Source organism: Streptomyces sp. YS-3, assembly GCF_045257485.1.
Classification (GTDB): Bacteria; Actinomycetota; Actinomycetes; order Streptomycetales; family Streptomycetaceae; genus Streptomyces.
Map to the genome: position 1 here is coordinate 1 of NZ_JBJHPC010000243.1, position 10344 is coordinate 10344.

The window sequence follows — 10344 nt, forward strand, 5'->3', positions numbered from 1 at the left end:
CTCTCCCCCGGCCCGCTCCAACCTCCCCCGCATCGTCGCCGCCAGCCTCATCGGCACGACCATCGAGTGGTACGACTTCTTCCTGTACGGGTCGGCCGCCGCGCTCGTCTTCAACAAGCTCTTCTTTCCCGGTTCCGACCCGCTCGTCGGCACACTGCTCTCGTTCCTGACGTATGCCGTCGGCTTCGCCGCCCGGCCGCTGGGCGCCCTGGTCTTCGGGCACTTCGGCGACCGGGTCGGGCGCAAGAAGCTGCTCGTGCTGAGTCTGCTCATGATGGGCGGCGCGACCTTCTCCATCGGGCTGCTGCCGACACACGCCACCGTCGGCTCCGCCGCTCCCGTGCTGCTGACCGCGCTGCGGCTGGTGCAGGGGTTCGCGCTCGGCGGGGAGTGGGGCGGGGCCGTCCTGCTGGTGTCGGAGCACGGGGACGCGCGGCGGCGCGGGTTCTGGGCGTCCTGGCCGCAGACCGGGGCGCCCGCCGGGCAGTTGCTCGCCACCGGGGTGCTCTCGGCCCTCACCGCCCTGCTCTCCGACGACGCCTTCCTCTCCTGGGGCTGGCGGGTGCCGTTCCTGCTGTCCGGCGTGCTGGTGCTCGTCGGTCTGTGGATACGGCTCTCGGTCGACGAATCCCCCCTGTTCAAGGCCGCGTTGGAGCGCGCCGAGGCACGGCGGGCCGCCGAGCCGGACCAGGTGGCGGAGAAGCTGCCGCTCGTCGCCGTGCTGCGCGACCACTGGCGCGATGTGCTGGTCGCGATGGGCGCGCGGATGGCGGAGAACATCAGCTATTACGTGATCACCGCGTTCATCCTCGTGTACGCGACGACCTCGGCCGGGATGGCCAAGCAGACCGCGCTCAACGCCGTACTGATCGCCTCCGCCGTCCACTTCGCGGTGATCCCCGCCTGGGGCGCGCTCTCCGACCGGGTCGGGCGCCGGCCCGTCTACCTGATCGGCGCGGTGGGTGTGGGTGCCTGGATGTTCCCCTTCTTCTCGCTGATCGACACGGGCGACTTCGGCAACCTCGTCCTCGCGGTCACCGTCGGGCTCTTCTTCCACGGCGCCATGTACGCGCCCCAGGCCGCCTTCTTCACCGAGATGTTCGCGACCCGGATGCGCTACTCGGGCGCCTCCATCGGTGCCCAGTTCGCCTCGGTGGCGGCCGGCGCGCCCGCCCCGCTGATCGCCACCGCTTTGCTGAAGGACTACGACAGCTCCACCCCCATCGCCCTCTACGTCGTCGCGGCGGCCCTCCTTACGGTGATCGCGCTGATCTGTGCCCAGGAGACGCGCCACCGCGACCTGGCGGAGGACGACGCCGAGAGCCGCTCGGAGGACTCCGTCAGCGTCTGACGGCCGACGACATCAGATGGAGCCGCAGCGCCAGCTGGATCTCCAGCGCTCGGGCCGGACACTGCCAGTCCGGCCCGAGCAGCCTGCCTATCCGCTCCAGCCGCTGGGCCACGGTGTTCACATGGACGTGCAGGTCGTCCTTGGTACGCGCCGGGCTCATCCCGCTCGCGAAGTACGCGTCGAGGGTGCGCACCAGGTCGGTGCCGCGCTTCGCGTCGTACGCCACGACCGCGCCGAGTGTCCGGTCGACGAAGCCCTCGATGTCCCGGGTGTCCGCGAGGAGCAGGCCGAGGAAGCCGAGGTCCTGGGCAGCCGCTCCCTCGCCCGGGCGGCCGAGCAGGCGCAGCGCCTCCAGACAGCGGCGCGCCTCCGCGTACGCCTCGGCTGTCGCGCCGGGGCGGGCCGCCGGGGCCTCGACGGGGGCCGAGGCGCCCACGGTGACCCGCTCGTGCAGAGCGCCGCCGAGCTGTCTGGCCACCTGCCGGGCGGCCTCGGCCGGGGTGTCGGCGGGGCCCAGCGGGAGCAGCAGCACCGTGCCGCCGTCGCGGGTCGCGGCCAGGCCGTGCCGGGTCGCCGCCAGATGCGCGGCGGCCGACCCCATCCGCTGCCGGTCGGCGGTGCGCCGCTCGGCCGTGCCGTCCTCGGGGCTCTCGATCCGGGCGGCGAGGACCACATGCGGCGCGTCCAGGTCGGCCCGCAGCCGGGCGGCACGGTCGCGCAGCAGCCGGGGGTCGCGGCCGGGCGCGTCGAGCAGGTCGTCCAGGAGCTCGCCGCGCACGCGCTGTTCGGCCTCGCCGGCCGAGCGCCGGGCGAGCAGCAGCAGTGAGGTGACCATGGCGGCCCGCTCCAGGGTGCGCCGGTCCACCGGGTCGAGCGCCGGGTGGCCGCGCAGCACCAGCGCGCCCAGCACCTCGTCGCCCGCCGCGACCGTGGCCACCCAGTCCCTTCCGTTCCGGACCGCGTGGCCGTCCGTACCGGTCAGGTCGAGGGCGGCGAAGGCGGCCGAGTCGGGCTCGGCGAACTCGACCGTGCCGTCGAGGACTTCGGAGACCGCCCTCGCCACGTCGTGCACCCCGCCGCCGCGCAGCACCAGTTCGGTGAGCCGGTCGTGGACCTCGGAGGCGCGCTCCAGGACCGCGCTGTGGTCGCGGATGATCTCGTTGGCGCGCTCCAGCTCGGCCAGCGCCGAACGGGTCTCGGCGAGCAGGTTGGCGGTGTCGATGGCGACGGCGGCGTGCGCCGCGAAGGAGCCGAGCAGGGCGATCTCCTCGCGCGCGAAGACACGGCTGTGCCGGTCGGCGGCGAACAGCACACCGATGACGCTGCTGCCGAGCGTCAGCGGCACGCCGAGGATCGCGACCAGGCCCTCGTCGCGCACCCCGGTGTCGATGGTCCGGGTGTGGCGGAAGCGCTCGTCGTCGAAGTAGCTCGACGTCACATACGGGCGGGCAGTCTGGGCGACGAGGCCGCCGAGGCCCTCGCCCATGCCGAGCCGCAGCTGCTGGAAGCGGGCGGCCACCGATCCCTCGGTGACCCGCATATACGTGTCGCCCGCCACCGGGTCGTTGAGGCTGAGGTAGGCGACCTCGGTGCCCAGCAGGGATCGCGCGCGCTGCACGATCGCGCGCAGCACCGCGTCCAGATCGCGCAGGCCCGCCAGGTCGTGCGCGGTCTCGAAGAGGGCGGACAGCTCGGCCTCGCGGCGCCTTCGGCCCTCCAGGTCGGCGCGGACCCGCAGGGCGAGCTGCCGGGCGGACTCCAGCACGGCCAGCGCCTGGGGTCCGGCCCCGTCGGCGCGGGCCAGCAGCGCGGGCCGGTCGTACGCCTCGGCCGCCGCGCCGCGCGCCAGGAGCTCCAGGTAGGGAGCCTCCGCGTACTCGGTGGACTGCGGGTGATCGTGGGACATGTTCACAGGGATACCTGCCGTACGGACGGCCGCGCCAGCCCTGTGGACAACTCTTGGCAGGCGCCGGTCAAGAGGCGGAGGTGCGGTGGTGGCGCGGCGGCGGACCGTGCCGGAGTGCGCCGGGCGGGCGTCAGTGCGCGGTCCAGCCGCCGTCCAGGGCGAGCGAGGTGCCGGTGATGAAGGAGGCCTGCGGGGTGCAGAGGTAGGCGACGGCCTCGGCGACCTCGGACGGCTCGACCAGCCGTTTGAGCGCCGAGTCCTTGAGCAGCACCTCGGCCAGGACGCGTTCCCGCGGGATGCCGTGGGCAGCCGCCTGGTCGGCGATCTGCCGCTCGACGAGCGGGGTGCGGACATAGCCGGGACTGACGCAGTTGGAGGTGACGCCGTGCGGGGCGCCCTCCAGGGCGGCGGTCTTGGAGAGCCCTTCGAGGCCGTGCTTGGCCGCGACATAGGCCGACTTGTACGCGGAGGCCCGCAGCCCGTGCACCGAGGAGATGTTGACGATCCGCCCCCAGCCCTGCCCGTACATATGCGGCAGGGAGCCTCTGATCAGCCGGAACGGCGCTTCCAGCATCACCGTGAGCACGGTGTGGAACACCTCGGGCGGGAACTGCTCGATGGGGCGCACCAGTTGCAGCCCCGCGTTGTTCACCAGGATGTCGGTGCCGGTGGCGGCCTGCTCGGCGGCTTCGAGGTCGGTGAGGTCCAGGACCAGCGGCTCGATCGAGCCGGCGAGGCCCGCGCCCCGTGCGGCCAGGGCTTCGAGGCCCTCGGCGTCCCGGTCGACGGCCCGCACCTTGGCGCCGGCGGTCACCAGGCGCAGCGCGCAGGCCCGGCCGATGCCGCCGGCGGCCCCGGTGACCAGGGCGGTACGGCCGCCCAGGTCGAGGTCGATGGACGCGGGGACGGGACCAGGTGTGGTGGGCGTGGTCATGCTGTCGACCCTAGGCAGGGCGGCTGCCCCCACCCATGTGGTCCGAGCCCATACTTCAGCGCTCGGTCGTAGGCGCGAACCATGTGGGGTCATCGGTCATGGCCTGCTTGATCCGGAACAGCGCGAACTCGTCCAGCTCCGGCAGCGCGTCGACCGGGAACCAGCCGACCTCCAGGGACTCGTCGTCGTTGACCCGCGCCTCGCCGCCGACGGCCCGGCACCGGAAGCAGATGTCCATGAACTGGCAACGGTCGCTGTTGGGGTAGGTGACCGGGGGCAGCGCGTCCACCAGGACGACCTTCTCCACCACGCACCGCACGGCGGCCTCTTCGTAGACCTCGCGCACGGCCGTCTCGGCGGGCTGCTCGCCCGGTTCCGGTATGCCGCCGATGATGGACCACTCACCGGTGTCGACGCGCCGGCCGAGCAGCACCCGGCCCTCGTCGTCGAAGACGACCACGCTGACCCCGGGCAGGAACAGCAGTTGATGGCCGGCCGAGGCCCGGATCTCGCGGATGAAGTCTGGTGTCGCCATGCCTACGACCCTAACGACCCCCGCCGACATCGGTCCCCGGGGCGCGGCGCGCGCGGACCGTACGGCTCACCGCCCAGCCGAGACCTGCCGCGGCGAGCGCCACCAGGGCCCACTCGGGCGCGGTGCCCAGACGGGTCGCCGGGGTCCGGGAGGAGCGCAGCGGCACCTTGGCCACCAGCGAGTCCGGGGTGAACATCCCGGTCTTCTGGACGACTTCCCCGTCCGGCATGATCACCGCGCTGACCCCGCTGGTCACCGGGACGGTGACGGTCCGGCTGTGCTCGACCGCGCGCACCCGCGACATGGCGAGCTGCTGGTACGTCATCTCGCTGCGGTCGAAGGTCGCGTTGTTGCTCGGTACGGAAATGATCTGCGCGCCATGGGTGACGGTGTCGCGCACGGCCCAGTCGAAGGCCGCCTCGTAGCAGGTGGCGATGCCGACCCGGGTGCCCGCCATGTCGAAGACACCGGCCTTGGTACCGCGGCTGAAGTCCTGGCGCACCATGGAGACATAGCCGGGACTGAACTGCTTGATGAGGCCGCGCAGCGGGATGTACTCGCCGAAGGGCTGGATCTGCCGCTTGTCGTAGGTGGCTCCGGGGCCCGTCCTGGGGTCCCACAGCACCTGCTCGTTGAAGAGCTGTCCGTCGGGGCGCTCGACGACCGCGCCCACCGAGATGGGCGCGCCGATCGCCTTGGCGGCCCGGTCGATGTCGTTGTACGCCTGGGCGTCGGTGTACGGGTCGACGTCCGAGGAGTTCTCCGGCCAGAGCACGAAGTCGGGCTTGGCGGCCTTGCCCGCCCTGACCCGGTCGGCGAGGCGCAGGGTCTCACGGATGTGGTAGTCGAGCACCGCGCGGCGCTGCTCGTTGAAGTCCAGGCCCAGGCGCGGCACATTGCCCTGGATCACGGCGACCGTGGCGGTGCCCTTCTCGGCCGCGTCGCTGACCAGCCCGGTCGCGGCGAGCGCGGCGGCGACGGGGGCGAGCAGGGTGGCCAGGGCGACGGCCGCGGCTCCCCCGCGCACGGCTCCGGTGGCGCGCAGGCGCGAAGCCTGGCGCACGCACTCGTACAGCCCGAAGCCGCACAGGACGACGGCGAAGCCGAGGACGGGCGTGCCGCCCAGGGCGGCGAGCGGCAGGAACACCCCGTCCGCCTGGCCGAAGGCCAGTTTGCCCCAGGGGAAGCCGCCGAACGGCACACGCGCGCGTGCCGCCTCGGAGGCGATCCACATGGCCGCGGCCCACACCGGCGCTCCGGGCAGCCGTGACACCACCGCCATCCCGGCACCGGCGGCGGCGACCCCGAGCGCCTCGATGGCCGCGAGGGCCAGCCAGGGGCCCGGGCCGACCTCCACGCCCGTCCAGACGAGCAGGGGCAGCAGGAAGCCGAGACCGAAGAGGTAGCCGAGACCGAACCCGGCCTTCCAGGTACGCCCGCGCAGGCATCCGGCGAGGAGGGCGAAGGCGGGCACCGCCAGCCACCACAGGGGCCGGGGCGGGAAGCTCAGGTACAGGAGCACACCGGACAGCGCGGCCGTGGCGGGCCGGACGAGCCGGTGCAGCAGCCGACGGCCGCGCGAGGCGGGGGCGGGCTGCGGTTCGAGCTGCTCTGGCTCGGCTGTGGGGGTGGTGGTCGTGCTCACCCGGCGGAGTCTACGGCCGGGAGCTGTGTCGGCGTCAGACCGGTTCGTACAGTAACCGTCCATATGCGCACGAGCACGGTCGGGGACGCGCGCGAGACCGTACGTACGCGCGCGTAGGGGCTGCGGTCCGCACACCGCACCGGAACGTTTCCGCACGATCTGTACCCAGATCGTGCCCGACACCACTACGGTGTGCGCAGTCCGTAGACGGCCGGGGGGCGGGGATGAGCGCAGCGACAGGCCGGTCCGCCGCACCCGGACGCCGGACCGGGCCGGATCTCGCCGGCGTCCTGGCACTCGGCGCCTGCGCGGGCTGGTCGCTGGTCACGGCGGCCGGGCGGGAGGCCCGGCCCGAAGGCGTCCTGCTGGCGGTGCTCGCGGTGGCCGCCGGGTACGCGCTGGGCAGGATCAGCGGCAGCCTGGCACCCGTGGCGACGGCGACCTGCGCCGCGACCACGGGCCTGTTCCTCGCCTATGCCTCCCGGGACGGCGCTCCCGGCGCCACGGTGGATCCCCTCCCCGGCCACATCGGCGTCTCCGCCGCGCTTCCCGCCCTGGCCGCCGGTGCGGCATGCTGCGGCGCCTGGGCGGCCCGTACGGCTGCGGCCCGCCTCGCGCTGCGGCTGCTCGCCGCGGGGTGCGCGGGCACGGCCCTCGCGCTCGGCTCGGCGGCGGGGTGCGCGGCGGCGCTCGGCATCCTGCTGTGCTCGCTGGCGGCGGCCCGGATGCGGCACCGGACGGTGGGTCTCGCCGGTCTCGCGGCCGTCGCCGCACTGGTGGCGGTGGGTTCGGTCGCGGTGGCGGAGGACGTGCTGCCCGCCGGGCTCACCGTCTCCCTGGAGGGACAGCTGACGCCGGAGCGCGTGCTCCTGTGGCGGGACGCGGTGGACCTGGCCGAGGAGCATCCCCTGCGGGGCACGGGCCCCGACCGGTTCGGCGGGCTGAGCCCGGTGGCGCGGCAGTCGCCGGTCGCCGCCGGCAAGCCGCACTCCGCACTGCTCCAGCAGGCGTCCGAGCAGGGCGTGGTGGGCACCGGGCTGCTCGCGGCCACCTACGGCTGGATCCTGTACGCGCTGTGGCGCTCGCCCCGCGCCACCCCGGTCGTACTCACGGCGGGCGCGGCGCTCACCGCGCTGGCCGCCTTCGCCTGCGTCGGCAACGCGCTGAGCTTCTCCCCGGTGACCATGGGCGCGGGCCTGCTGGCGGGCCTGGCCACCGCGCGTCCACAGGGTGAGGGTCAGCAGGAGGCGGACCGGGAGGACGAGGTCGCGCACGCGGGCGGGTGAGGGCGTACGCGCGGGCTGGTCGGGTGTGGTCGCGTACGCGCGCGTAGGTGCCGCTTTCGCGTGCGCGGTGCGTGGGTGGTCCGTACGTGGCCCGTACGTGGTCCGTACGGATGGAGAGCGACGGATGACAGGGCGGCATACATACAGAAGGGGGAGTGCGCCCCCGGGGACAGATCAGGCGCCGGCGCGCTCGGTGGTGCCGAGGAGGCGCAGACGGGCGCGGATGATGCGGACCGCGGCCTCGGCGTCGTCCACCGTCACGGTGAAGACGCGACCGTCCCCGAGCCGCAGCACCAGGCCCTCGCCCCGGCGTACGACCACGGCGGTGCCCTTCTCCGGACGCCAGCGGTAGCCCCAGCCGCCCCACTGGCGCGGGGTGACACGGGGCGCGAAGTCCGCGTCCACCACCTCGGCGAGCGAGATGCGGCGGCGCGGCAGACCGATGTGGCCGCAGCGCACTTCCAGGCAGTCGTCCTCCACCTTGACCGCCACATGGACGAAGGCGAGTGTTCCGTAGATGACCAGGAGCCCGGCGGCGACACAGCCGATCACGGACATGAGCAGCGGGGCGACACCGGACGTCCAGGTGGAGTCGACGGCCAGCTCCACACCGAGCGCCACACAGGCCGCGCCCGCCGCGGCGAGCAGCCACTGGACACGATTGGTCGCACGACCGGCCCAGATCACCGGCTGCGGAGTGAGCGTCGGCGCACAGGGATCGTGGTCGTGCGCCGGAGGCTCGGGGGAAGGGTCCCTCATGCCTAGCAGAGTACTCAGAATCCACTGAACCGGCAGTGACGCCACTCTCAGTGACCGGTGTCACGGTCAGCCGGAGACGGTGACCTTCTGCAGGAGCAGGCCTTCCGGATAACCGAGCGCGGTGTCCGAGAGGGTGCCCGTGCGGCCGTTGAGCAGCACGGTCAGCTCCCCGGTCGGGGCCGCGTCCGGGGCGGCCTCCACTCCGGCCCTGCGCAGCGCCTGGGCGGCGACCGCCGAAGCACTGGCGTACAGGCCGGGTGCGGCCCGACCCGGCCCGCGGACGGCCTCGCGGACCCGCTCGGCGACCAGCTCGTAATGGGTGCAGCCCAGGACGACGTCCCTTACGTCCTCGGGGGTCCGCTCGGCCGCCGCGGCGATGGCCAGCTCGATCGCGGGCTCGTCGCCGTGCTCGATCGCGTCCGCGAGGCCGGGGCACGGCACCTCGGTCACCTCGACACCGGCGGCGAACTCACGGATCAGCCCGCGCTGGTAGGGGCTGCCGGTGGTGGCCGGGGTGGCCCAGATGGCGACGGGGCCGCCGTTGGCCGCGGCCGGCTTGATCGCCGGTACGGTCCCGATCACCGGGATACCCGGTTCGAGCTCGGCGCGCAGCGCCGGAAGGGCGTGCACCGAGGCGGTGTTGCAGGCCACGATCAGGACATCCGGCCGCAACTCCGCCGCGGCGCGCGCCACGGCGAGCGCGCGGGCCGTGACGTCCTCGGGCGTACGCGGGCCCCACGGCATGCTGTCGGGGGCGGAGGAGAGGACGAGGTCGGCGTCCGGCCGCAGCCGGCGCACGGCGGCGGCTGCCGCCAGCAGGCCGATTCCGGAGTCCATGAGCGCGATCTTCACCCGGTCACCATAGTCGACCGCCCTTGCGCACCGGCTCAGGTGGTGCAGACTGCGGCGGATGAGCGCCCTCGCATGGATCGCCGCGGTGTCCCTCGTCTGCTGGCTCTGGCTGCTGCTCGGCCAGGGCTTCTTCTGGCGCACCGACCAGCGGCTGCCCGCCCGGTCCGCCCCATCGGACTGGCCGTATGTCGCCGTCGTCGTCCCGGCCAGGGACGAGGCCCAGGTGCTGCCGCACAGTCTGCCCACGCTCCTCGCCCAGGACTATCCGGGCGAGGCGGAGATCTTCCTCGTCGACGACGGGAGTTCGGACGGCACCGGTGAGCTGGCGCGGGCGCTGGCCGCGCGCGAGGAGTGCGCGCTGCCGCTGACCGTGGTCGAGCCGGGCGAGCCGGCGCCCGGCTGGACGGGGAAGCTGTGGGCGCTGCGGCAGGGCATCGCGCTGGCCCGCGCGCGCGAGCCCGAGTACCTGCTGCTCACCGACGCCGACATCGCCCATGAGCCGGACAGCCTGCGGGAGTTGGTGGCCGCGGCCCGCTCGGGCGGGCTCGACCTGGTGTCGCAGATGGCGCGGCTGCGAGTGGCGAGCGGCTGGGAGCGGCTGGTGGTGCCGGCCTTCGTCTACTTCTTCGCGCAGCTCTACCCCTTCCGCTGGATCAACAGCCCCGGCGCGCGCACGGCGGCGGCGGCCGGGGGCTGCGTCCTGCTGCGCACGGAGGCCGCGGAGCGGGCCCGCATTCCGGAGTCGGTACGCCAGGCAGTCATCGACGACGTCTCGGTGGCGCGCGCGGTGAGCCGCTCGGGCGGACGGATCTGGCTGGGGCTGGCGGAACGCGTCGACAGCGTGCGCCCCTATCCGCGCCTCGCCGACCTGTGGCGGATGATCGCGCGCAGCGCCTACGCCCAGCTGCGGCACAGTCCGCTCCTGCTGCTCGGCACGGTCGCGGGGCTCGCGCTCGTCTACCTGGCGCCGCCGGTCGCGCTGGTCGCCGGGGTGATCCTGGGCGACGCGGCGGCGCCAGGTAGACGAGCGCGAGCCCCGCGACCGTGCCGAGCAGCAGGAGCGGACTGTGCCGCAG

Annotated in this window: 9 protein-coding genes; 3 read left to right on the forward strand and 6 right to left on the reverse strand. The window is 73.8% G+C overall.

Annotation, left to right across the window (positions count from 1 at the left end; translation table 11 throughout):
- Window positions 1-1351: MFS transporter (locus tag ACJA3G_RS20130; protein WP_406554409.1), on the forward strand; the 1351-nt coding region annotated here is incomplete at its 5' end.
- On the opposite strand, the gene ACJA3G_RS20135 is transcribed toward ACJA3G_RS20130, so the two are convergent.
- The 4 genes from ACJA3G_RS20135 to lnt form a co-directional block, all read right to left on the reverse strand.
- Complete coding sequence (locus ACJA3G_RS20135; protein WP_406554410.1) at window positions 1341-3257, reverse strand: helix-turn-helix domain-containing protein; 1917 nt, start codon at window positions 3255-3257, stop codon at window positions 1341-1343. The two genes, ACJA3G_RS20130 and ACJA3G_RS20135, sit on opposite strands and share 11 nt — an antisense overlap.
- A gap of 130 nt (window positions 3258-3387) precedes the next feature.
- On the reverse strand, window positions 3388-4191 hold the full coding sequence (locus ACJA3G_RS20140) for a 3-hydroxybutyrate dehydrogenase (RefSeq protein ID WP_406554411.1): 804 nt from the start codon (window positions 4189-4191) through the stop codon (window positions 3388-3390).
- 55 nt (window positions 4192-4246) lie between these two features.
- Complete coding sequence (locus ACJA3G_RS20145) at window positions 4247-4726, reverse strand: NUDIX hydrolase (RefSeq protein WP_406554412.1); 480 nt, start codon at window positions 4724-4726, stop codon at window positions 4247-4249.
- Window positions 4727-4736: 10 nt separating this feature from the next.
- Window positions 4737-6371, reverse strand: coding sequence for an apolipoprotein N-acyltransferase (gene lnt / locus ACJA3G_RS20150; RefSeq protein WP_406554413.1), 1635 nt, complete (start codon window positions 6369-6371; stop codon window positions 4737-4739).
- A 224-nt stretch (window positions 6372-6595) separates the two neighbouring features.
- On the opposite strand from lnt, the gene ACJA3G_RS20155 reads away from it, so the two are divergent.
- Window positions 6596-7657, forward strand: a complete 1062-nt coding sequence (locus ACJA3G_RS20155) for an O-antigen ligase family protein (RefSeq protein ID WP_406554414.1) — start codon at window positions 6596-6598, stop codon at window positions 7655-7657.
- A 174-nt stretch (window positions 7658-7831) separates the two neighbouring features.
- On the opposite strand, the gene ACJA3G_RS20160 is transcribed toward ACJA3G_RS20155, so the two are convergent.
- Entirely contained in the window at window positions 7832-8416 is a 585-nt protein-coding gene (locus ACJA3G_RS20160; protein ID WP_406554415.1) for a hypothetical protein, read from the reverse strand.
- 66 nt (window positions 8417-8482) lie between these two features.
- A complete protein-coding gene (locus ACJA3G_RS20165; RefSeq protein WP_406554416.1) occupies window positions 8483-9268 on the reverse strand; it encodes a glutamate racemase in 786 nt (261 codons plus the stop codon).
- Between the two features lie 58 nt (window positions 9269-9326).
- Between ACJA3G_RS20165 and ACJA3G_RS20170 the strand changes: the two genes are divergently transcribed.
- Window positions 9327-10344, forward strand: a 1018-nt coding sequence (locus ACJA3G_RS20170) for a glycosyltransferase (protein WP_406554417.1), incomplete at its 3' end; no start/stop codon positions are given.